22 protein-coding genes and 1 pseudogene are annotated in these 22,229 nt (G+C 68.9%); 5 read left to right on the top strand and 18 right to left on the bottom strand.

Annotation, left to right across the window (positions count from 1 at the left end; all coding sequences use genetic code 11):
• Positions 1 to 54: 54 nt before the first annotated feature.
• From QSK31_RS39910 to QSK31_RS39885, 6 genes and pseudogenes are all read right to left on the bottom strand, one after another.
• Positions 55 to 996: a DUF4192 domain-containing protein gene (locus QSK31_RS39910; protein WP_285689963.1), complete on the bottom strand. Its 942-nt coding sequence runs from the start codon at positions 994 to 996 to the stop codon at positions 55 to 57.
• A 388-nt stretch (positions 997 to 1,384) separates the two neighbouring features.
• On the bottom strand, positions 1,385 to 2,524 hold the full coding sequence (locus QSK31_RS39905) for a DNA-processing protein DprA (RefSeq protein WP_285689962.1): 1,140 nt from the start codon (positions 2,522 to 2,524) through the stop codon (positions 1,385 to 1,387).
• 34 nt (positions 2,525 to 2,558) lie between these two features.
• Positions 2,559 to 2,984 (bottom strand): hypothetical protein, encoded by a 426-nt coding sequence (locus tag QSK31_RS39900; protein WP_285689961.1) that lies wholly within the window; start codon positions 2,982 to 2,984, stop codon positions 2,559 to 2,561.
• 181 nt (positions 2,985 to 3,165) lie between these two features.
• Entirely contained in the window at positions 3,166 to 3,813 is a 648-nt protein-coding gene (locus QSK31_RS39895) for a GGDEF domain-containing protein (RefSeq protein ID WP_285689959.1), read from the bottom strand.
• Positions 3,814 to 4,209: 396 nt separating this feature from the next.
• Positions 4,210 to 4,973 (bottom strand): annotated as a pseudogene (locus tag QSK31_RS39890) (GP88 family protein).
• A gap of 92 nt (positions 4,974 to 5,065) precedes the next feature.
• The gene (locus QSK31_RS39885; RefSeq protein WP_285689958.1) at positions 5,066 to 5,593 is read right to left on the bottom strand and encodes a hypothetical protein; all 528 of its coding nucleotides are present in this window, start codon (positions 5,591 to 5,593) and stop codon (positions 5,066 to 5,068) included.
• A 499-nt stretch (positions 5,594 to 6,092) separates the two neighbouring features.
• On the opposite strand from QSK31_RS39885, the gene QSK31_RS39880 reads away from it, so the two are divergent.
• Entirely contained in the window at positions 6,093 to 6,980 is an 888-nt protein-coding gene (locus tag QSK31_RS39880; protein WP_285689957.1) for a restriction endonuclease, read from the top strand.
• Positions 6,981 to 7,172: 192 nt separating this feature from the next.
• Complete coding sequence (locus tag QSK31_RS39875; protein WP_285689956.1) at positions 7,173 to 7,562, top strand: TY-Chap domain-containing protein; 390 nt, start codon at positions 7,173 to 7,175, stop codon at positions 7,560 to 7,562.
• On the opposite strand, the gene QSK31_RS39870 is transcribed toward QSK31_RS39875, so the two are convergent.
• The gene (locus QSK31_RS39870; RefSeq protein ID WP_285689955.1) at positions 7,543 to 7,749 is read right to left on the bottom strand and encodes a hypothetical protein; all 207 of its coding nucleotides are present in this window, start codon (positions 7,747 to 7,749) and stop codon (positions 7,543 to 7,545) included. The two genes, QSK31_RS39875 and QSK31_RS39870, sit on opposite strands and share 20 nt — an antisense overlap.
• Positions 7,750 to 7,810: 61 nt before the next feature.
• Between QSK31_RS39870 and QSK31_RS39865 the strand changes: the two genes are divergently transcribed.
• The 3 genes from QSK31_RS39865 (at position 7,811) to QSK31_RS39855 (ending at position 9,887) form a co-directional block, all read left to right on the top strand.
• Positions 7,811 to 8,089, top strand: coding sequence for a hypothetical protein (locus tag QSK31_RS39865; protein ID WP_285689954.1), 279 nt, complete (start codon positions 7,811 to 7,813; stop codon positions 8,087 to 8,089).
• 27 nt (positions 8,090 to 8,116) lie between these two features.
• Positions 8,117 to 8,416, top strand: coding sequence for a hypothetical protein (locus tag QSK31_RS39860; protein WP_285689953.1), 300 nt, complete (start codon positions 8,117 to 8,119; stop codon positions 8,414 to 8,416).
• 205 nt (positions 8,417 to 8,621) lie between these two features.
• Positions 8,622 to 9,887: an AlbA family DNA-binding domain-containing protein gene (locus QSK31_RS39855; RefSeq protein WP_285689952.1), complete on the top strand. Its 1,266-nt coding sequence runs from the start codon at positions 8,622 to 8,624 to the stop codon at positions 9,885 to 9,887.
• A gap of 45 nt (positions 9,888 to 9,932) precedes the next feature.
• Here QSK31_RS39855 and QSK31_RS39850 read toward each other — a convergent pair whose 3' ends face one another.
• The 11 genes from QSK31_RS39850 to QSK31_RS39800 form a co-directional block, all read right to left on the bottom strand.
• Complete coding sequence (locus QSK31_RS39850) at positions 9,933 to 10,466, bottom strand: hypothetical protein (RefSeq protein ID WP_285689951.1); 534 nt, start codon at positions 10,464 to 10,466, stop codon at positions 9,933 to 9,935.
• A 63-nt stretch (positions 10,467 to 10,529) separates the two neighbouring features.
• Positions 10,530 to 12,239, bottom strand: coding sequence for a hypothetical protein (locus QSK31_RS39845; protein ID WP_285689950.1), 1,710 nt, complete (start codon positions 12,237 to 12,239; stop codon positions 10,530 to 10,532).
• Between the two features lie 415 nt (positions 12,240 to 12,654).
• Complete coding sequence (locus QSK31_RS39840) at positions 12,655 to 12,789, bottom strand: hypothetical protein (protein WP_285689949.1); 135 nt, start codon at positions 12,787 to 12,789, stop codon at positions 12,655 to 12,657.
• A 213-nt stretch (positions 12,790 to 13,002) separates the two neighbouring features.
• Positions 13,003 to 14,436, bottom strand: coding sequence for a M48 family metalloprotease (locus tag QSK31_RS39835; protein WP_285689948.1), 1,434 nt, complete (start codon positions 14,434 to 14,436; stop codon positions 13,003 to 13,005).
• A 157-nt stretch (positions 14,437 to 14,593) separates the two neighbouring features.
• On the bottom strand, positions 14,594 to 15,262 hold the full coding sequence (locus QSK31_RS39830) for a DUF429 domain-containing protein (protein ID WP_285689947.1): 669 nt from the start codon (positions 15,260 to 15,262) through the stop codon (positions 14,594 to 14,596).
• Between the two features lie 5 nt (positions 15,263 to 15,267).
• Positions 15,268 to 15,573, bottom strand: a complete 306-nt coding sequence (locus QSK31_RS39825) for a helix-turn-helix domain-containing protein (protein ID WP_285689946.1) — start codon at positions 15,571 to 15,573, stop codon at positions 15,268 to 15,270.
• Between the two features lie 239 nt (positions 15,574 to 15,812).
• On the bottom strand, positions 15,813 to 16,910 hold the full coding sequence (locus QSK31_RS39820; RefSeq protein ID WP_285689945.1) for an endonuclease/exonuclease/phosphatase family protein: 1,098 nt from the start codon (positions 16,908 to 16,910) through the stop codon (positions 15,813 to 15,815).
• A 204-nt stretch (positions 16,911 to 17,114) separates the two neighbouring features.
• Complete coding sequence (locus QSK31_RS39815) at positions 17,115 to 18,392, bottom strand: helicase associated domain-containing protein (RefSeq protein WP_285689944.1); 1,278 nt, start codon at positions 18,390 to 18,392, stop codon at positions 17,115 to 17,117.
• 529 nt (positions 18,393 to 18,921) lie between these two features.
• Positions 18,922 to 19,473 carry a hypothetical protein gene (locus QSK31_RS39810; RefSeq protein ID WP_285689943.1) on the bottom strand — a complete coding sequence of 184 codons (552 nt, stop codon included), beginning with the start codon at positions 19,471 to 19,473 and terminating at the stop codon, positions 18,922 to 18,924.
• A 175-nt stretch (positions 19,474 to 19,648) separates the two neighbouring features.
• Positions 19,649 to 21,397 carry a hypothetical protein gene (locus tag QSK31_RS39805; protein ID WP_285689941.1) on the bottom strand — a complete coding sequence of 583 codons (1,749 nt, stop codon included), beginning with the start codon at positions 21,395 to 21,397 and terminating at the stop codon, positions 19,649 to 19,651.
• Positions 21,394 to 22,206 (bottom strand): SAM-dependent methyltransferase, encoded by an 813-nt coding sequence (locus QSK31_RS39800; RefSeq protein ID WP_285689940.1) that lies wholly within the window; start codon positions 22,204 to 22,206, stop codon positions 21,394 to 21,396. Before QSK31_RS39800 ends, QSK31_RS39805 begins: the two co-directional genes overlap by 4 nt.
• Positions 22,207 to 22,229: the final 23 nt, after the last annotated feature.

The following is a 22,229-nucleotide window of genomic DNA, read 5'->3' as shown; positions in this document are numbered from 1 at the left end:
AGGCTGGCGGCAGGTGTCCCGGCACCGTGCGGCGCCGGGACACCGCCGACGGACTTACGGCAGGAGGCCCTCGAGGTCAGAGCCGTCCTTCAGTGGCCAGGGCAGCGTCGCCGGATTGATCCCGGACGTGAGCACGACGTCGATCAGGTGCGACATGGTGTTGTCCGGCTCGGCGTGCACGGCATGGGACAGGGCGGCCCCGGCCAGCGCCGGCTCGCGGCGCCGCCAGGCACTCCAAGCGGCCAGGTTCGCCGGCGTCGCCACGTAGTCGCAGGGCACGCGGCGGGCCATGTCGAGCCACAGGTCGTGCTGCCAGTCCTCGCCCGTGGTTGCCCGCCATGCCGTGCTGCGGCCGTCGTCGTCGATGAGGGCGACCGCCAGACGGGCCGCCTGTTCGTCGCTGAGCCGACCTCCCGCGGACGCGATGTCCAAGCTGGCGTTCACGACTGCTACCGCATCCGGCAGATGGGCCGACATTAGTTTCAGGGCGGCGGCGGTGCGGGCTTGAGCGTCGGGGTCGGGCTCGACGAAGGCGGCGAAGTCGTCGCGCGAGGGCAGCGCCACATTGCCGCGCAGGGTCATCTCGGCGGCGATGACATTGCTGGAGGGGTCCAGGACGGCGCCGTGCTCGGGTGTGCAGGGGCAGCCGTCGGTGAGGCAGTAGTACCTGCCGGCGTCGACAAGCAGCCGCGCTGCGACGGTGACAGCCAGGTTCAGCGCGTCGACGATTCCGCCGATCCGTTCGCGGTCCGACAGCGGCCCATAACCGACGACGAAGGCATGGCTGCAGTCCGCGCGGGCGGCGGCGATGCTGCTCTTGGTAATGATGAACTCATCCGGTGCTTCCCGGCCGACACTCAGACCGCAGACGAGGCGCCCGTCGCCGGCCACGAACATGACGACGACGCTGTCCGTCGGGTGGTATCCCAGCAGGTATGGAATGGTGGTGAGCAGGTCGGCCGGACCGCGAACGACTGACGGTGCGGGGTCAAGCACGGCAATCACACTCCCTGGGCGTGGCAGATGTCGCGACTCCGAGCTGCTGTACGGCCCTACCGGTACCGCGATCGGGAGAGGCCATCGATCGCGGTGGACCGGCCGGACGGCGGGCACGCGGGGGTCGCGCTGACCCAGGGCGCGGACCGGCCATGACGGCCCGAGGCAGGCCAGGGACCAGACCGGCACGCCCACCCGAAGCCGTACCTCAGCCTGCTGAGACATCGATCGTGGGCGTGCCGGGTGCAGCGCCCTGACCGGCCCGGGACGGGGCCGGTACAAGCGCTTACGGGCAGCGACGGCCACCGGCTGCCCGCGCCGATCGCCGCGACTCACCCGCTCAACACGACCGCCGGCACTGGGTGCCGCGTACGTCGTACGGTTCGGTTCATCTGCTGGTCCGGCTCAGCTCCGTGATCACGTCAGCGGCGGACGTGACCACACGTGCACCGGCGTGTGCGCGGAGAAAGTGGTGACAGCCCGTCGACAGGGCCGAGGTCACGGGCCCCGGTACGACCATCGCGGCGCGACCCAGGTCGAGGGCTCGGCTGACCGTCTGCACGGCGCCGCTGCGGGCCGCGGCCTCGACCAGCACGGTGCCGGCAGCGGTCGCGAGGAGCCGGTTGCGGATAGCGAAGCGGTGGCGGAGCGGCTCGGCGCCGAGCGGCCAGGGGCTGACCAGCAGACCGTCCGCGATGATCCGGTCGAACATGGCGGAGTTACCGACAGGGAAGGGGCGGTCGATTCCGCAGGCCAGCACGGAGATGGTCAGGCCACGGGCGGCCAAGGCCCCTCGATGCGCGGCCGCTTCGACGCCGAAGGCCCCGCCGGACACGATGCTCCAACCGCGGGCCGCGAGCCCGGAAGCTACATCGGCGCTGACCTGAAGGCCGTACGCGGTGGCCGATCGAGCTCCCACGATCGCCACCGACTGGCTGAACGCCTCGCTCAGCAGCCGTTCACCACGAACCCACAGACACAGCGGCGGCGCGGTATTGATAGCGGTCGGCCTCTCGGCAGCGGGTTTGAGCTGGGTGAGGTCGTTGATCTGCCCAGGCCACTCGCTGTCGCCGGGCACCACCAGCCGCGCGCCGAGCCGCTGCGCATGACGCCACACGGCGTGGGCGAGACGGCGCACGTCACCCCGCCGGGTGGCGACCGTTACCGCCGTGCGCAGTTTCGCGTCCGGGATGTCGCCGGTGAGCAGTCGGTCGAGTGTCGCCTGCGCTCCGTCCTGTTGGGTCATGGACCACAGCGTCGGGTGGCAGGGCTCGGTCAGCAGGGTCAAGGCGGTACGGGCGATCCGGTCCGCCTCGTCTGCGGATGACGTCGTTGAGGAGATGTCGAGGTCGGTCATGGAGGTGTCCCTTCGTGGACGCAGACGTAACTGCCTGCGGCCAGGTGTGGCCACAGGCAGGAGGGTGAGGCTGGTGTTGCGCAGCCGCAACGGCTGCGTGGAAGGCAAGAGGGGTCCAGAGGGGGTCGCCTGAGGTGGCAGCGCCGCGCGCTGCACCAGCGCGCGGACCACCCGCGTGATGGCGCCCTTTCGGCCGTGGCCGCCCTTACCGCTGCGACTCTGTGGGCTGCCGATCACTGCCGCAGTTCGTGCTGGTCTTGCGGACCTGGCTGGCGGCCACGTTCGGCGGCGGCGTGATGGCGGTCCAACCGAGACCATCGCAGGCCAGCCAGTACACGGCTGCCGGGGTACTGATCCGCACGACGTCACCCACCGACAGCGATCGCACCCGCTGAAGCCGATAACGGCACGCGAGCAGGAACGTCGATGCGGTATCGATCGTCGGGTGCCTGTCCACCAGCATCTTCAGGTCCGCGTTGCAGAGGCAGAACGTCCACTCTGCGAGCTGCTCGGCCGTGGCGTCCTGTGGCAGAGCCCGGGAGAAGGCGAAGGCCGCAAGGAGCCGGTGTTCGCGGCGGAAGGCGGTGAATCGGCCGTCGGTGTTGTGGTAAACGGTGACGTGGACCATCATCGGCTGACCTCCGTCCGAGGTAGGGGCATGGGGTGGCAGATCAACCGCGCTGGTCTGCGCGGGCATCGAGTGGCACACGGCCTCGCGGTGTGGCCGGTCCCGGCGACGATCGGAGGCTGAGCTGCCGAGATCAGCCGTCCCGAGGACGGCCACGTACGACACTCAGCCGGTGACGGGGCAGCTAGTTCGTCGCACGCAGATCACGGGCTCGCCGACGAGGAGCAGGAGGCTGGGGGTAGGTCATTCCCGGCTCGAACAGCGTGACGGTGCCGCGCTGCTTCGCCTGGTAGAGCGCGATGTCGGCGTCGGTCAAGGCGTCCGACCACGAGGTGGTCCTCGTCGCGTAGGCGATCCCCGCGCTGCCGCCGACCTGCACCGATCCGGTGCGGTTCTCGGTGATGATGGCGGCCACCGCGTGCGTCGCGATCTGCAGCGCCTCCGATGCCGTGCAGTCGGCCAGGATCAGCGCGAATTCGTCCCCACCGAGTCGGCCCGCCCACCCCTGGTGCCGTGCCGCGAGGTCGGCAAGGCGCGCGCCAAGCGCGCTGAGCACCCTGTCCCCGGCGGGATGACCGTGTTCATCATTCACGGCCTTGAAGGTGTCGAGATCCACGACGATCACGAAACGCCCGCGGTCGTTGCTCGCGGTGTACGCCTGCTCGAGCCCGGCCCGGCTCAACACTCCTGTGAGCCGATCGCTGCGGACCTGCTCCGCCAGTTCGTCGTTCTGCCGACGGAGATGGCGGATGGTCGGCGTTGCGCTGAGCCGACCGGCAAGTCCGCCGATTAGCGTCGTTACGGCAAGGCCGGCAACCACAGTCTTGCGCATGAAGAACTGTCCCTTCACGGTAGAGCCGCCCACCGAAGCAGCCCAGAGGGCCGATCACCGCGGACGGCAGAGACACAGGCGCCAAGCGGCGATGGCCTACTGCCTGACCGTCTCCGGCAACGGCGATCACCCCCGCGGAGGCGGATACGACCGCCGCCCGCGTCACGCTGGTTCGGCCCTCGATGTCGACGAGGCGACGAGCGCGTGCTGGCCCCGCAGGCCCGGGGCACGGCCCGGAGTGGTGGACGGCAAGGCATCAGGAACGAGAAGATCTCTGGCCGAAGGCCAAGATGTTCTTGGACCGCCTTGCGTCCGACCCGGGCCGTGCCACCGTGCCTGGCCAGCGACGCCGTCAGCCTCCAACCGCAGCGGCGCGCGCTGCCGTCGCAGTAGCGCTCACCGGTCGACAGTTGCGTCGCGCCGTGCGGCCCGGGCCGCAGTCTCCCCGGCCTGCCACGTGCTGAACCGACGGCCGGCAAGCCGCTTCAGGAACGCCGGAATGCGATTGGCCGACATCCCCACCAACGGCGGGCCCAGCACTGCGAGAAGGTCGGAGGCGCGCTGAGATGACCAACCGGACCGGCCGACAGCGTCCTCATCGGGGAACACATCGGCGACTCGGTCCACCCCCGGATTCAACAAACGATCCTGGACGCCGCCGTAGGAGAACACCCAATGCAGATTGTCGGGCGGATCTGGCTCTACCAGTGCCGGAACCGGTCGACTTCCTTGGTATAGCAATAGAAATGGACGCTCGGACATGCTCGGCAGACGTCCGTCCAAGCGCGAAGATACTCGTCGGAAAAGAAGTCACCCGAGTCGTGGATTCTGACCCATCGGCCCGCGGATCTGGGCGTCTGCAGTTCAGCGATCATCGCCTGCTGCCAGCCCGGCAGGTCATCAAGCACGAAACGCAGGTTCGCCTCCTGCCGGTTGCGGACAACCGGCCAGAGATAGGTGCCGTGTAAGGCGTAGCAAACCTGCCTACAGACACCCGCCGACGGGCAGGTGTTGTAAGTACGGCCATCCGGAAGCCGCCCAGCCCACGCTGGCAGGCTCCACGTCCACACACCGAGGTCCTTGAGCCGGCGATTGCTCTGTGTCAGAAGCCGGGTCGTCCGAGCTGAGGTGGCTGGCGTGTCGACCGGCCAAAGGGGCAGATGATCAGACGTCGCGGCCCCGGCGGTCGTGGATCCTCTGCGATCTCGATGCTGGCGGTTGTCAGGGCCGCTGGCCGGCGGCCGCGCAGCGTTCACGATTCTCGCAGCCAGCGGCCGGTGCGCACATCGACGCGCAGCACAGTGTCCGCATCTTGGTCGCCCCGTGCTCCCCAGTCGATCTGGGACAGGTAGGGCGCGATCGCGCTGTCCATGATCGCCAGGGTCGAGTCGTCCTGGTCGATGACGCTGCCGTCGGCCAAGTTCACCCGCCGCAAGAACCAGCCGTCGCCGTCGGCTACGTCGTAGGAAATGGCGTCGGCGACTATCGAGTGGATGATCCGCCCGGCTTCAGCGATCGCTTCGGAAGCCCGAAACGACGACGCGACAACGTCACGGACGTCGCTCTCGGTGAGGCCGAGAGCAGCATTGGACCGAGCGGCGATCCGGCGAGCGGTCGCGAGGTCGTTACCCCAGTACCACGGCGATGCCAGCGCTCCGTTGCCGAGCATGGGGGTATGGCCCGGCTCGCCTTCGGTGACGACGGAAGGAATGAATCCGTGCTCAGTCTGCAACGTGGCGTCGACGTAGAAGGCCTGTCGTTTACCGGTCGGCGGCGTCATGGAACCTCCAGAAAGGCAGAGGCCCGGCGGCGCGGTGAGATGCCGTCCGGGCAGGGACGGCAACGACATGACCCGGCCCGGTGCAGGCGGTGTCAAGCCCGCCCGGCGCCCCGCTTTCCGCAACGACGATCGACCGTTGTTCAACGGCCGGCGGCGATGACGACCCGGCGACGACGCGGGGCGTCCGCCGGGCCGTGGCTTGACGACGTCGAAACCGGCCGGGACCGTGCCACGTCCCCAGACCGGCGGCATAGCAAGCGGCCGGGTCTACGACCCGCGTGGGCCGGCCTGTCTGGAATCGATTGATCGGGCTGATCCGTGCACGTCAGAAAGGGGCCGTCCTCAGAGATCAGACGGCAGACACCGGCCATCCGGTTCCGGACCGTCGCAGCAGCAGGGGTTGGGCGCGAGACGAGAACTGAGGGTGGGCGCGGGTCAAGTCTGGCTACCGACCGTCACGCAGGGCAAGAACGTCGTACCGGGCCGTTACATTCTCCGGATGACCGGCTGGTATGACACATGCGACCCGCAACTGGGTCCGGATGCGTACGCAACTTTGATCCGTTCCGATCGGGACGCGGAGAACACGGCAGGCCGGTGGCTGCACCGTCTCGGGTACACCGATGCCGTATTGACCGCGGCGGGCCACGATAACGGCATCGACGTGAGGTCCGCCGGGGCCGTAGCTCAGGTGAAGCGGTGGCGTACGAAGCCGGTCGGCATCCGGGACGTGCAGCGCCTCGCCGGCGCCGCCGAACCGGGGCAGACGTGCTTATTCTTCGCCTCGCACGGCTATACGGCCGCGGCAAAGGCGTGGGCCGAACGCAGCGACCAGCGCGTGGCCCTGTTCATCATGCGTGACAACGGCAGCCTGGTCGCATTGAACCAGTGGGCATATCTGGCGCTGTGCGACGCACCGATCCGATGGTGGTGCCCGACCCGGCCGTGTACCCCGCTAACGGCCAAAGATTTTGGCTGGCTAGTAGTCCTGCTGGCGCTGGTGCTGGCGATGGCGTGGACTCTGGTCGCGGCGTGGTGGACCAACGGCGCACCTCGCACTGGCCTGTTCATGGCCGCGCTGTTCACTGTTATTCCCGTCGTGCTTATCCTGTCGAGCTTGACCGTGATCTTCGAGTCGCTGGGTCAAGCCGCAGCGGTACTGGCGCGGTGCCCGCGCACCCGAACGTTCGTACCGGTGAAGGAGGCTCTGCAGCTTCTTCCGCCGCCGGCGCCCAACGGCGCCGCCCCGGAGCAGTTCCCAGGGATCTACCTAGATCGGACGTCCCGCCGACTCTATCGGCGAGAGCAAGCAGCGGCGCGCCGGCGTAGCGACCGCCGACGCGCATCGTCGCGCCGCCTCCGACGTAAGTCGGCCATCATCACCTGACAAAACTCATTCACAAGTCGGATTCCGGGCGGATGCGTCGGCGGCAGCCGTTCATGGCGATGTGAGCGCATCCGAGCTCGACATATGGCAAGACCGTGCACATGCTGACTCACCTGCGGCCGCGGAGCGAATGTCGAGAAGCGATCAACGAGCACGAGGATTACTGCGATGCATTTGCATAAGAACGGGGACATGGTGACTCAGAGTTCGTGGGAGCAGTTGACCGAGTCGCTGGCAGCGCGGCTGCCATGGCTGGGTGACGGCGACTCCATCATCCTGCAATCGGGCCCGTTCTACACCCAATTGGGGCAAGGCCCGGCCTCCATCCGGATCGAGGCCGCGGCCGGCGACAGCCTTCCGGCCGACGCCCAGCTCACCGCCGCACAGGAGCAGCAGCTGGGGGACCTGGGCTGGCAGCCTCCGGCGCACGGGGACCAGAACTGGGCGCGGACCGAGCCCTGGCCGCTGTCCGGCCGCACCGCCACCCAACTGGCCACCATGATCGTCGGCGCGCTCCGCGACGTATTCGGGCTCGACGCGGCCCGGGTCGAGGAGAGAGCCTTCAACGCCTTTTCCAGATGATCGACATGGCTTTCGTCGGCCTCGTCGACTCCACGCGGTCATCCACCTGAAGATCCCCGACGACGAGGTCCGCCGCCGGGTGCTCAGCCGGCGTTTCTGCCCAAACGCGATCTCCGCCCTCGTCGCCCACCGCCGCGCCCACGAACAGAAGGCCAGCGCCGTCATCGCGAACCCGCCGACTGGTCATCTTGAGACTGTACCCTTAAGCGAACCAAACTCTCATTTGCGGCAATAGACACAATAGGTCCATGGCACTTGATTCGGGCAGTGTTCCCGACTGGATCGCCGGCGTGGGAAGCCTCGCCGCCGTTGCTTCGGTTCTGGTGGCGTTCCGATCTGACAAGCGCAAGGCGGCCCGCGAACACCACGCCGCGCTGGAGCGCGAGAGGCGCGCTCAGGCCGAGCGGATCACGTACTACCTGGAGCCGAGCCGGGGTGCGTACGACGAGCGCAAAGACGACGAGCTCCAGCCTTCCCGAATGCGCGCCCCGGTGGATGGAGGCTCGTTCCACTACGGCGAAGCCTGAGGGTACGACTTCGGCAACCTGGTCGTCGTGAACAACAGTGACAGCTGCGCCTACGAGGGCATCGCCTACGTTCCCGACAGCCCGCAGGAATTCGTCGATCGTGGCATCGGCGTCATCCCGCCCGGCGTGACCAGGATCAGGCTGCCGGTTCGGTCATACATCGGCGAAGGCTCATCGACCTGTCGGCGTGACGGCGACTTCGCCAACAATCAACTCGTGTCGTGGATCCAGTTCAGAGACCAAGCCGGCATCGCCTGGCGGCGGGGACGAGACGGAACCTTCCTGGAGGCGACCGACCCATTGCCGTTTCCCGACCACTCGTGCTGACCGCGAACGCCTAAGCGACCTTCGCCGAGCACCTCGACAGGCTGCGCAACCGTTGAACGACCATCCCTCACCTCGCCATCTTTGGCTTCAAGATCGCGGTCTGACGCAGGACCGGGCCGAAGTCTCGTTACCACACGGAATTGCTGAGCCCGGTTTGGTCGAGTTCGCGGAAGAACCGAGTTGCGGACCGGAGTAAGACAGAGAGGTGACCGAACCGCCAGCCTCCGTTTATCTCGGCCCCGCACACGGCAGATGGCTGCCACGCTCCTGGGCGGACCTGATCGCTGCCGCGACGGCCGGGATGCTCGACGAGTCCCCGTGGCTTGACCTGAAGAAGGAGCTCCCGGCCGCCGGTGCCCGTGAACGCCATAACCGGGAACTGGCCAAGGACATCGCGGCGATGGCCGTCGACGGAGGGGTCCTGATCATCGGCATCACCGACGACAACAGCCGCGCTGGCGAAGTTCTCGGGGTGCCTATCGACGGCCTAGCCGACCGGGTCGACCTGATCGCCCGCAACGGCCCCAGCCCCTCTGCCGCGGTCCGCTGCACTGCGATTCCCGACCCGGGCAGGCCCGGCATGGGCTGCTTGCTGATCGAGGTCCCGCCAAGCCCGGTCGCGCCGCACATGGTGGACGGTTATTACTGGGGCCGCGGCGATCGCGGCAACCGGCGCCTCACTGACGCGGACGTGCGCCGCATCATGGACGGCCGTCGGCAGCACGCCACCGACGTCGCGGACCTCCTCTCACAGCTTGAGCACCGAGACCCCATCCCGGCGGCCGCCAGGCAACAGGCCCACCTGTATCTCGTCGTGCGTCCGAGCACCGGGGCCGAAGACGCACTCGTCGCCCTGCTCGACCGCAAAACACTGCAGCAGAACCTGCTTCCGCTGCTCGAGCATGTCCGGCAGACGGTGACCACCGACCGCCTGCCTCGCGCGGACACCGGGCGCCGGATCGGGCGTGGTGCGATGTTCGGCCTCGGCCTGTTCGACAACGGCGCCCGAACCGAGCGCAACCTCGAGGACCTCGTCCTACAAGAGGACGGGACCCTGACGCTGATCTCCGCCAAGATCACGGATCGCGACTCCGCGATGTTCTACGACGCCGACGGCCAACCGAGCCTTCGGATCTGGACGCATCGCCTGCTGGGGACGACCCATTCGACCTTGCTGCTGGCCGGGCTGATCGGGGACCGGCACAGCGGTTACCAGGGAGTCTGGGATATCGGCATGCGACTCACCGGTCTATATGGCTCAGTTCCCCAGGAGGCCAGACTCGACCCTGACCTGTTCGCCTACGACAGGTACGACGAGGATGCCTACGAACAGGTCACGACGGCCACCACCGCGCAGTTGGTCGATCAGACCGACGTGATCGTTCAACGCCTGTGTGGACGGCTGCTGCGCGGCCTCCGGGTCGAGCAGTGGTGGCTGCCCTACACGACCGACTTGTTGCGTAGGCCCTGAACTGGGTGGCGAGCCGGAGGTGGCCGGCAGCGCCTGCCGGATTGTTCAGCGCGGCGGCGCCAGCGGCCTGCCGACGGCAGCAACCTGGTCCGCGGTGAGACCGTCGCGGAGCAGCGGCTCGGCCTTCTGGTGGTGGTCGAGGGTGCCGCGGTTGTCCTCGGGCCACAGGCTGCGGTCGGTGAAGGCGATCCCCAGATACGCGATGCCCGTGCCGCTGGCCCAGGTTGCGTCGATGGCGGTGCCATCGGTGTCGGTGCACCACGCGTGCGGTAGACAGAGGGTTTGCCGGTTGTGGGAGATCGCGGCGATGCCCTCGGTGTAGAGCAGGTCGTGGGTGCGGGCGAGGGCGGCGGCGTTGGCGTAGCAGAACTGGTCTGGCATCTTGCTCATATTTGCGGGCCGCAGGGCAAGGTTGAAAAGTCTGCCTTCGGCGAGGAGCAGGTGTGATGGTGTGAGGTGTCGCCAGCCGTCCGGGAGACGGTGATGGGCTTCGGCCAATTCGGCGAACGCGCGTACGTAGTCCACCAGAGCGTCCTCAGCTAATCTCGGGTGCGGCTCGGCTTGCCGCTGCAGATCCACCTGACTCCTTCCGGCCCTCCGGCACGCTCGCGGGCGCGGGACGTCATGCAACGGCATCCGCGGTCAGTCGTTCTCTTCGGGTGCCGGCAGGCAGCGGTAGCGGCGGCCCGGCGTGGTGAACAGGTGGTATGTCCGATCTCCGCGTTGCTCGCGGCGGACCAGCGTCGCCTCGTTGAGCCAGATCTCCATCCCGCCCAGCTCGATGGTCGCACCGTCGATGACGACGTTCAGTGGCACTGCCATGCCGATGGTTCCGCCGTTCGGCACGTCGACGTCGGAGCCGAGCTCGAGCACCAGGCATTGGCCGTCCGGGTAGGTCGTCAGGACTTCCTTGCCGGCCAGGAGGTGGGCGGCAAGGATCCAGCGTCGGTGCTGTTCGAAGGTGACCAGGGTGAGGTCCGGCACCCGGATCGGCGTGCTGGTGTGCTGCTGGATGGTCGCGAGCGCGCCGATCGCCTCGGTCAGGAAGTCGATCTTTTTCTGCCACTCGTCGGGGAGGTCGAGGATCCAGGCCCGGTCGATGGTGCCGCGTTCCGGCGGCGTGTGGCGGACGCTGGCCCGTGCGGTGTTCGGGGTCCGGCAGACGTTGAGGAATTGCAGGGCGGCCAGCACGGCGGCGGGGGGTTCGCCGACGAGGTTGGCGGGGTCGGCGAGGCGGAAGGTGCGCTTCAGGCTCGCGGCCGGGAGCCGGTAGCGGTCTTCGACCTGGAAGACGTGGTGGACCTCTTGGAGCACGACGCGTACGCCGTCGGTGCCCTGGCTGCGGTCGGTCCGGTCGAGGTCGGCGGTGGACAGGACCGTCCCGGCCGGGTCGATGATCTGGACGTGGAGCTGCGGGTTGGCGCCGAGGTCGTCGATCGGGAGGGACATGATCTGCGCGTTGGCGAGCGGGCCGCCGAGTCCGCCGGGCGCGTCGATCTCGCCGGTGAAGGCGCCGGCGGGGCTGGTGAACGGTGTGCCGAAGGCAGCGGAGTCGCGTAGATCCTCGGCGAACGTGCTGTCGTTGTCCGCGGCGAGTTGTCCGGTGATCGTGATGGGGCGTTCGTCGGTGGAGGCGGCGCAGCGGGCGATCACGTCCACGGCCACCCAGGGGCCGCCGCCGCGGCGGCTGCTCAGCCAGCTCATGACCAGCCGTGGGCGGTCGGCTGGCGGTGGGGGTTGGTCGCTGCCGAAGTGCAACTCGTAGCGGTAGTGGGGGTCGGTATCGAGTACCGGTAACGCCGCTTGGACCCGGGCGGTGACCGACGGGATGTCCATCGTCTGCTGCGGGTTGCCGCCGAGAGCGAACATGGCGGCCACCGCCTGGTAAGCGTCCTCGATGGCGGTCTTACCGCCATGCAGGTAGTAGTCGACGACGTCGGGGTACTTCGCAGCGAGCTGCTCGACGTACGCGAGTCCGTGCCAGACCGCCGTGAACTCGTAGCCGGCCGCGAGCTCCTGCAGCCATGCCTCGGCCTCCGGGGTCGGATCCCATGGAGTGACCAGGTACCAGCGCTCGACCTTCAAGCTCTTCCATCGGGGATCGGTGGTGAGCCTGGCCAGGGACTTCTTAACCTCCTCCTTCTGCCGCGCCGTCAACGGCCCGCAGTAGCACTTGACCTGGTGAACATCGTCACCGCCGGCGGGGCCGGCCCCGCGCTCCAGGATGTCGATGCCGCCGTCACCCCGCGAGGTTGAGATGCGTACGGAGTTCGGTCGTTCCCGGTTGACGAACATGGCGACCACGGCCTCGACGTCGTTACCCTCGAGGCGAGTCCACTCCACACGGCCCATCACCCCATCATCTCGTGACGGGTTGGCCGGTGTTCATCGGCCCGTGCCGCCCCTGCGTGGCACGGGCGGTGCTTGGTGCGGCAGAACCGCAGGAGCGACCGTTCTTGGCCGATCGCCGGATGCTTCCGAGTGCCGGTCATCTTGAGCGGACCTCGCCGGTCACGCCCGCCAGATTGTCCGGGTCGAAGCGCAGAGGTACAGGTGAGACGGATCTGTGCAGCCGGTCACGGTGGCGCTGTCGGAAGAACGGGCCTTCGATCGCGGTGTCGACTTCGGCCTCTGCAGCCATAGCGGGCCGGGGATGAACGTTGCCACCTGACCAGCGATGCGCCGCTCGATGCGGCCGGCATGGGACTCGGCCGAGGATGCTTCGGTGCCGCCCGGGCGATGGTCGCCCGGACGGCGCGGATGGTGGCTAGAGGGCGATCAACATGACGACGAGCAGCCACTGCTTAAGGGTGCGTCGACCCAGCCGCCGTTCGAGCAGGCGGCCTCGGCGGATACCCGGATTGCCAGTTTCGGTGGCGGTGGGCTCCACGGTGATGGTCATGGACAAAACCATTCCTCGTTATCTCTTCCGCGTCCCGGTTGGGGCGTCGGTCGTCCGCCGCCCAACCGGGCAGCGGAGTCTGGTGGGCTCGGCCCGCCATGCGCGGCGGGGGGCCGACGGGGTTTGGACAGGGTGATCGAGGGTTTGATCACGGTGGCCGGCGTGCGGCGCTCCCTGGCGCCGGGTCTGCCTGTCAGATGTGGTTGCGAGCGTCTACGCCGGGCTCGCGATGTCGGCGTCTGCGGCAGGCACGGGTGCGGTCGTCGGCGCGCCGGCCATTGCCGTTGCGGGCCGGGCGGTCGGCGGGTCGAAGGCCAGTGCGGTGGCCAGCCGTTCGGCTAGGACGGGGTGGCTGGCCGGCTTGGGCCACACCAGGTACGTCGGTCCGGGGTTCGGGTCTCCGCCGACCTCGCGGAGAGCGCGTTGCCAAGAGGCGGCCACCGCTTGCGGGTCGCCGGTGGTGTGCAGGGCGTATTGATCTGCGCGTCGTTCCTGGGCCCGGTTCAGCCACATCTGCACCGGTACCGCGATCAGCCGGGGCACGGTCAGGACCGCCAGGATCAGCCCGACGGCGTGCGGGTCGGCCAGCGACTCCGCGCCGGCCGCGTGCACCAGGGCCGGCGTGGTGCCGGCCAGGACCAGCACGGCAAGTGTGAACCCGGCCTGGGCGGTGCCGGTCAACATTCGCAGCCACCCGTCGCCGTAGCGGATGTGTGCCACCTCGTGCGTGGCGATGGCGACGGCCTCGTCCTCCACGCCGGTCGCCGGCCGCGCTGTCTCGTCGTCGGTGGTTTCGGCCAGGCCCGGCCCGAACACGGTGATCTTCTGGCGGCCTACGCCGCCGACGACCGCGTTGAGCGGACCGGGTTTCTCGACGACCAGGATCTTCGGGGACCGCAGTCCAGCGCCGGCCGCGGCGGCGGCCACGCGCTGCCGAAGCCGGTCGCTGGTGACGGGTTTACCGCCCGCGGCGGCCGACTGCACGGTGCCGGGCTCGAGCAGCGCCCGTGCTGCCAGCCGGGCTGCGGCGTAGGCCGCGATCAGCGCCAGCCACCACCAGGACGGCCAGAGGTGCATCGCCCAGGTCAGGCCGAGGATCTTGACCGTCCAGAACACGGTGCTGGCGAGCACCCCGATCGCGGTGTTCAGGCCCGCGGGGCCGGCGACCTTGGTGCTGGCTGTGCCCCGGGACCGGGTGTCCCACCAGATCGGCGTCGCTTCCAGGACGGCGACCGTCCCGGCCAGGACCAGGGTTGCCAGGCCGGCCCGCAGGTACCACGGCTGACCGGGATCGCTGACCCAGTCCGCGACCGGTGTTCCGGCCACGATCAGCAGCGGCACGGTGGCCAGACGAACCGCGAGTAGCGCCCACGTTGACCACACCAGCGCGGCCGACATCCGCCGGCCCCGCTCCACCAGCGCGGCCGGCAGGTGTTCCAGCGCCGCCCGCCGTTCGGCGGCCGTCACCGGCGAGCGCCACCACGGGCGCAGCGGCACGGCCACTGCCGCGATCGCGGCCACGGCGGCCACCACCACCAACCAGGCTGCGGCTTGTTGATCGAGCTGTGTGGCGCCGCCGACGGCGATCACCATCGCCGCCGAACCGGCCAGCGGCCCGACGATATTTCGTTCCCTGATCATGTCCATGCGTGCCTTTCTGTCGTGACAACGGGTGTTGTCGTTTGCTGCGGTGGTGGCTGGTTACGCGGCGGTCATCAAAGAAGCCGTTTCGCATTGCCTGCGTTCGAACGGCAGGACGCGGGTGGATGGCGTGGCACCGGTCACCTTCAGTGATGGCCATGGTTCAGGCCCAGATCGCCAAGGGGAGGCCGTTGCCGTCGTCCTCTGGCGGGCTCGGGTTGCTGTGAGCCGCACCGGTCACCTTGCGGTGTGCGGTCCAGGCAATCGCAGCTGCATCGAGGATGTCGTCTGGCGGGGCTTGGCCGACCGGTCCGAGATCGTCCGGGACGAGGATGCCGTTGCGGGTCAGTAACTGATGGCGTTGGATTTGTCCGGCCCAGGTCTTCTTGGCGTGCTCCAGAGGGATGCCGTTCATGGTGCGGAAGGACAGCTCCGGGTGGGCTTCGAGCAGTAGTGCGGGGTGTCGTCTTGCGAGGTTGTTCGCCTCGAGGACTTTGGGGCGCATGGCCCAGGCTTGCCGGCCGAGCCTTTCCCCGGTGAGTTCGTGGCACCGTTTGCTGGCGGCGGCGAAGTCGTTCTCGGCCCACACCGGTCCTGGAGGGACCCGGAAGATGCTGCCGCGGCGTGGGCCGAGTTGCTCGGCGACGAGACTGTCCGCGGCTCGCCACCGGTCGGGTGCCGTCCCGAGGGGGACGTCGACGGCGATCCCGGCGACGCCGGAGCACTTCGTGATGACCTCGTAGAGGGTGGGGGCGAGCATGGCTCGGGTGAAGGCGCCGTCATCCAATTCGACGGCCACCCAGCCAAGGGGGTACGCGTCGACACCGATCACCCGCTTCAAGAACGGGCCCGGCGAGAGGGTAGCGCGGCGATGGTGGCGGTCGCCTCTGCCGAGACGGAAGGTCTCGTTCGTCTGGCGATGTTGGTGTTCGTGCCGGCGTCGCAGAGTCGCTTCTGCATGAAGCCGTACGAGGCTGCCACCAGACTGGCTATCTGCCGGATCGTCAACCGTTCTTTCTCGTAGAGTTTCTTCAAGAGCGCCAGTTCCGTCTCGCGGTCGCTGCCGTTGAGAGAGCGGAAGGTGTCCGTGTAAGCGAAGCGGTGCCGCCGGACCGAGCGCCGCTGCTGGACATCGTCAGACATGGGTTGGTCTCTCCATAGGGTCCGTTTTCGTACATCAGATCTGTGCGATCGAGCTCAAGCGAGAGGCGCTGGGTCATGGTGAGCCGCGAGCCGGAGAGTGCGTCATGCTGCGCATGAGCAGCACTTTGGCCGGGTCGCGGCGGTCGCCGGGTCCAGGTCTCATGTCGCGTAGGTAGTCCGTGTTGCCGAGCGCTGGCGCCACGGCGGTGCGGTGGACAATCGGCCAGGCGCCGCGGGGATCATGCTGCGGCGGTCCGGTAGCCGGGACTGGGCGGGGCCAGCCGGTAACGAGTGGCTAAATCGGCATCGCTGTAGGGCACCAGGTCGCGTCCGGTGGTCAGGTCGAAGGTGGCTTCACCGAGGCGGTGATCGCTGTCCCAGCGGCCTTCGTGTTGCTGTCTGGGCACGTGGATGTGGTAGCTGCCGCGAACGTAGTGCTCGGGTCGTGTGATGAGGCAGTGGTCGATGATCTGACCGCCGCCGGCGTCGATGCCGCGGTTGACGGTCGCCTCGAATGCTTCGCCGGCTGGTGTTCCGGTGGCGTACGCAACCTCGGGCATGGCCCAGAAGCCGCAGCCGTCGGTACGCCTGCCATGTTGGCCGGACTCGTCCCACTCCCATCGGCCGATGAGGTGGTGAATCGCGTCGGTGGCGTCCACCCAGGAGCCGTCTGGTGTGAGGACGGCCTTCGCGTCGCGGGCGATGTAGGGGGCCTTCGTCCAGTCGCGCAGCGGCCAGTGCGATCCGCCTGCCGTCGCGTTGAGATCGCCCATGACGAACACCGGGTCCGGGAAGCCGTCACCGTAGCTGCCGAGCAGCCGGGCCTCCTCGAGGCGGATTTGCGGTGATCGGGGGTTCCAGTGCCGGACGATGACGACGAAGTGATGGTCGGTGTGCACGGTGCGGAAGCGGACGACGCCGGCCTTGTCGTCGAAGTCGGGGTAGCCGCTGCTGTCGTGCCAGGCGACAGGGCAGACCAGCGTGGGGTCGTAGAACAGGGCCGGTCCGATGGGGCCGCGGTCGAACGGTTGCATCTTGGCGGCGTAGGGGCGTCCGAGCGTCGCGGAGAGCGCCTCTGCTGCCGCGTACAGGCCGTGGTTGGCGTCCGCTGCCCATCCTTTGGCCTCGCACAGAGCGAACACGGCCACCGGTACTGACGCCGCTGGGCTCAGCGCCGGCTCGACGAGTGGTGCGACCAGGCGGTGCAGCCGGGTGAAGTCGTAGTCCAGCTTGCCGGAAGTCCGTGCGCCGCCGCTCTGGAAGTTCAGCCAGGCGAACCGATGCGCGGTCGGCGCGGTCTGATCGAGGGTACCGCTGGGCTGCTGATCAGTTTGCATCGCTTTCCTTTGAATGGGGGTGTGCGGTGATTAAGTTGATTGAGATTGAGTTCCGGACTGGTCCAGCGCTGGCGAGTTGCAGTGGACGCCGGGTCCGTCGCGCTGCGCAGGTATGGCCGGTCGCAGAGCGGTCCGGCCGGTCCCTTACGCGGGGAGACGCGTCCGTGGCTTTTCGGGCGCTTGTGTCTCATCGATGCCGCCCGGTCATGCGACGGTCCCTATCGTGCGGAACGTGACAGCGCCTGGCCTCGGAGCTCGGCCGGGTGGTCCCCAGTCGAGCAACAGGGCGTCCCATACAGCGATCTCGCTGGCGGCCAGCGTCCCGCCTTCTCGCTCGCGTCGCAGCTGGGCGAGTGCGGCTGAGAGATCGACGCCGTCGATCGTGGTGCCGTCCGGTACGCGCAGGTGCCCGTGGAGCTGGTAGAAGCGGCAGGCGGTGTCGAGGACCGCGTCCCGGGAGGCGCCTGCGGCCCAGCCTGCGTCGATGGTTTCCAGGGCCTGCCCGATAGCACCGGGCAGTGTCGTGGTCTGCAGTTGCCGGCGGCATTCCCGTAGCCAGGTGTCCACCCGGATACCGGCGACGGTGGCGGGGCCGGGCGGGCGGAGATGGCCGTGGGTGCCGGCGTAGGCGCGGCAGGCGGTCAGCTCCCTGGCGCAGGTCCCGGCGGTCGCGGTCGAGGGCACGATGCCGACCAGGCGGAGGGCCGCGGCTTTGCCGGCGGGCTGGCGGCCGGTGTCGAGCAGTTGCTGCTGTTTGCCGACCCATCCGGCCAGGTCGGCGCCGGCGGGCCGGTGCCCGGCGGGGATCCGCGTGTGGCCGTGCTGGGTGTGGAAGACGGTCAGCGCCGCGTACCTGGTCGACCACGGTGTCGCGGTCTGTTGCAGGATGAGCCCGGCGATGCGGCCGCGGAGCTGGTCGCTGTCGCGTTCGGTGGGCAGCAGCAGCCGCATCGTGGCGGGCAGGCCGGCGGGCCAGCCGGCCGCGTGCCGGGCCAGGCAGTGGTCGAGCGCGGCGTCGAGGCGACCGTCGATCCCGCGGATGGCCTGTGCGGCGTAGGCGACCGCGGCGACGGCGCTGTAGACGGGCATCGTCTGTGGGTCGGCGGGTAATGCGACGGGGGCGAGCACGGTCAGCGGATTGCTGCTGTTGTTGCGGGCGGCGGTGATCGCCTGCCGGGCGGTGGCGATGGAGAGCAGCGGCTGCGCAACCATGACAGCGTCTGCGGGCACGTCGGTGAGGGCGGCGCGGCGGATCGCGGTCGAGAAGACGGTGAGCCCCTGGGGTGGGCTGCTGGTGATCGTCCGCAGGACCGCCGGCAGCGAGGTGTTGCCGTGGCGGGCACCGGTGACGTGGTACGCCCTGACGGGGACGGCTGGCCGTGCGGTGGGGTCGTCAAGGATCTGGGCGAACGCGACGGAATCGGCGGCCAGCCGATGGTAGGTGACGACCTGCCGCAGCCGCAGGTGCCGGGCAGCAGCCACGACCGCGTGCGCCGCAGTCCTAGGGCTCACGGTGTCGGGCCCGCTGCCGGGCCGGGGCGTCTGATGGTCGGTGACCACCCCGACGGCGACGAGCTCGACAGCGGTCCGTTTACGTGGCCTGGCAGCACTCGAGGCCCTTGCTGGAGTGGTGGGGAAGGTGGTGCTTGCCACAGGGGGCGGGATCCTTTCAGGTAGCGGTGAAAACTGGGTGCTACATCTGCTCGCTGTGGGGCCTATCCGGGCTCTCCGACGTGGCCGGCAGGGCCTGCGCCGTGCTCTGCGGCGGTCCTGCCGCGGACACCGGTAGATCCGCGGGAGTCGTCAGACTGGTGATGGTCACGGCGGCGGTGATGAACCCGCCGGTCCGGGTAGCTGACGTCAATGTCGCGTCCTTCTCAGGTTGAGGGTTGGACCGGCCTGGGTGCAGGCCGGCAGCGTCCGCGCAGTCATCGGCGCGTGGGAAGAGGGGTCTTTCCGGCGGCGATGAGGGGTCGGCGATGCGTCCAGCGGGTCCGGTTCGCCGGTTGGGTCATGGGCCGGTTCGTGGCTGCGTAGGTGGGAGCCATAGCCCGCGTTGACCGTCGCGTGGCGGGGGTTTGATGTCGTCGCGGATGGCGCCGATCCAGGTTTCGAGGTTCGCCGGCGGGCGTGTCATGCCACGGATGAGCAGTACCGCTGCCTGCTCGGGGGTGTACCCGGGACCGGGTCCCATGTCGCGTAGATATGTGAGGTTGCCGAGTACCAGCGCTACCGCGATGCGGTACCGGTCTGGCCAGCTGTCATCGGGATCTCCGTCGTTGACGGTCATGGCCCAGCGGCAGCGGACGGCGACTTCGCGTCCGAACTCGTCAAGCGGTGACGCTTCGGCCGCGGGCTTCTCGACAGCGGGAGCATCCGGTGCTCCGGCCGGATGGTCGCCGAGGTGGTCGGCCAGGACGCGGACAAACCACGTGGCTGGGACCTGCCGGTCGTCGCCGTACGGGTAGGACTCGGCGAAGTCGAGGTGCAGGGCGCACCGGGCGGTCACGGCCTGCTCGCCGAGGTGAAAGGCGATCTGGTTGGCGCCGGGCCGGCCGCTCATCGACGATCTCCGGGATGCGCGTCGTCCTCGGCCACGATCGTGAAGACGACGTCTGCCGCGTGGCTTCGGGGGCGGGCTTTCGCCGCTGGCTCAGGCTGTTTCATGTTTCCTCGTAGGTGAATCCCGCGCGTGATTGGGTGCGGTGGTCGGACGCGTGAGCAGGGCACCGGCGGCCTCACGATGGTGCTCCTGACGAGCTGCCGGGCGGTGACGGTTTGTGCAGGGGGTCGGCGCCGCGGTAGTGGGGGCGGGTGGGCGCGTCGGGCCAGCCGTCGATGTACTGCCGGTGGGTGATGTCGCCGAGGTGTGGCGGGCGCACGTCGTCGCCGGGTTCGATGGTGAAGCTCCACTCGCCGGAATCGGTGTAGTGGTCCCAGAGGTCCGCGGCAGCGAGTACGGCCAGGTCGTGGCTTGCGTGGTCGGTGAGCATCCGGAACACGGCGGTGGTGGCGACGGCGTGATCGGCTGCGGGCCGGCCGCCGATGGTGAGGGCGGCGCAGGGATGGCCGGTGCTGTGACCCACAACCAGTTCGAGGCGGCAGGACAGGCAGACCAGGCTCACCTCCTCGGGTACCGGTTCCTCCGGTGGGGCGGGACCGGTGCCGCCGAAGCCGATGGGCGTGGCCGGTCCGAACCCACCGGCGATGTAGTCAGCAAGGGCGATGTCGGGTTCCGGGTCGGTGCCCGGCGAGCCGATCAGCCAGGTGGGGGTGGCCACGTACTTCCGCCAGGCAGGCGAAACCTCGGTGAGGACGCGCAGGTCATGATGGGGGTGTTCGCCGAGTAGTCGCCACGTCGCCCGGCTGACGTCGGACTGGAGCCAGGCGGGTTGTCCGGCTGCGATGATCGGGACGGTCGGTGTGTCGAGCTGGCCGCCGTGTACGACGGAGCTGCCCAGGCGCAGCGCGAGCCGGCAGGTGTCGCAGATCAGCCATACGTTGCTGCTGGCCGGTTTGGCGTGCAGCCGCCGGCGGGTGTGCAGGGCTTGGGTGTGGGCGTTGAGCCCGTACCAGATGGCGTCCAAATTGTCCTCGTACCGCATCGCCGCGGTACCCGTGTCTGCGGGAAGCGGCGACGTGTCGGGCGGTGCCGGGCTGCGGTGGCCAACGGGTGCTTCGCCGTGCAGGAGGGCCGAGAATTGATGTCGGTCCAGCGCCCGGCGGCCGGTTTGGGTGCAGACGCTGCGGTGCGGGTCACGGATCCGGTCGGTGAGGTCCAGCGCGAGAGTGGCGAACAGGGCACGCCCGGGTGCGTCCAGCGGCTCCAGGTGTTCTGCGTGCACGTCGAGCAGGAGGCCGGCGAGGTCGTCGCGATCGCATGCGCCGGCCAGCGCGACAGCGACGATCACGGTCGTCAGCAAAGCCGGCCTCGGTCGCTCGCCATGCTCGCCAGGCACCGGAGTATGCCGTACCCCCTGGTGGGCAAGGAGGCACATCCCATGGCTGTGCAGGGCGAGGTAGGCGAGCAGGTGGTCGAGCATGGCCTCGGCGTCGGCGGGGGCGTGGCCGGATTCGGTGATGAGTGTCGCGATGGCGGATGCCGCCCGGGAGGTGCTGTCGAGTAGCGGCAGGATGCCGGCACGCACGGCGGCCTCGGCCAGGGCGGCGCGTTGTCGTTGCTGATGCCCACTGGGGTGCAGCCGGGTGCTGGCCGCGGCGGCGTACTGCGCCCACCGCGCCACCGTCGGCCCGCGGTGCGGTGTTTCGGCGATCCAGCGCAGGGCGATATCGATGAGCCGCTGATCGGCAGGCGTGCTCGCGGGATCACGGTGGGCCAGCTCTTGCGGTAGCGAAGCCGGATCGCCGTCATCGTGCTGGCTGCCGGTCGGCTGGGTTGGCTGCGCGGGATCTGCGGGCGTTCCGTTTGCCGGCTTGCCGATCCATGGTCCGCTGTCGAAGTGGGAGGGTTCTGGCGTGACACTCATCCGGCGCGCCGTCCGGTCGCCGGGCCAGCAACCCGGGCGAGCGCCCCGTAGATCGATGCCTGCTCGGGCGCGACGATGGTGTCGCTGTCCGGTCGCCACAAGGTGATCGGACTGATGCCCGGCTCGATGAGCTCCAGGCCGGTGAAGAACTGGGCGAACTGGTCACGGTCGCGCAGGACGAAGTCGTGCCGGGACAGCTGGTCGCGGGTGGGTGCGTCGAGGAAGTCGCCGGTGGCGTGGGAGGCGACCAGGTAGCTGCCCGGCGCCAGCTGTCCGAGCAGGTCCCGGACGACGGTGTACGCCTGCTCGTCGTCGCGGACGAAGTGCAGCACCGCGACGAGCAGCAGGGCGACGGGCTGCTTGAGGTTCAGGATCTCCCGCAGTCTCGGGTCGTCGAGGATGGTTTGCGGTTCGCGTAGGTCGGCCTGGATGTAGTTGGTGCGTCCTTCGGGGTGGCTGGTGAGCAGGGCGCGGGCGTGAGCCATCACGAGGGGGTCGTTGTCGACGTAGACGATGCGGCTGTCCGGGGCGATGCGCTGGGCGACGTCGTGGGTGTTGTCGGCGGTGGGCAGGCCGGTGCCGATGTCGAGGAACTGCCGGATTCCCGCCTCTCCTGCCAGTTTGCGGACCGCTCGCCGCAGGAAGCCGCGATTCTCGAGCGCGGCGATGCGAATGCTGGGGTAATCGGCTTGGATCGCGTCGGCGGAGTCGCGGTCGGCGGCGAAGTTGTCCTTGCCGCCGAGCCAGTAGTCGTAGCGGCGTGCCGGGTGCGCCACGCTGGTGTCGATCTGCGGTACGTCGTGGGTCATGAGCTGCCTCGTGGGTGATGGCG

This window comes from Actinoplanes sp. NBRC 103695 (assembly GCF_030269485.1).
In the GTDB taxonomy this organism is placed as follows: Bacteria; Actinomycetota; Actinomycetes; order Mycobacteriales; family Micromonosporaceae; genus Actinoplanes.
The sequence above is the reverse complement of the archived record's forward strand: the minus strand, read 5'-3'. Positions and strand labels throughout refer to the sequence as shown.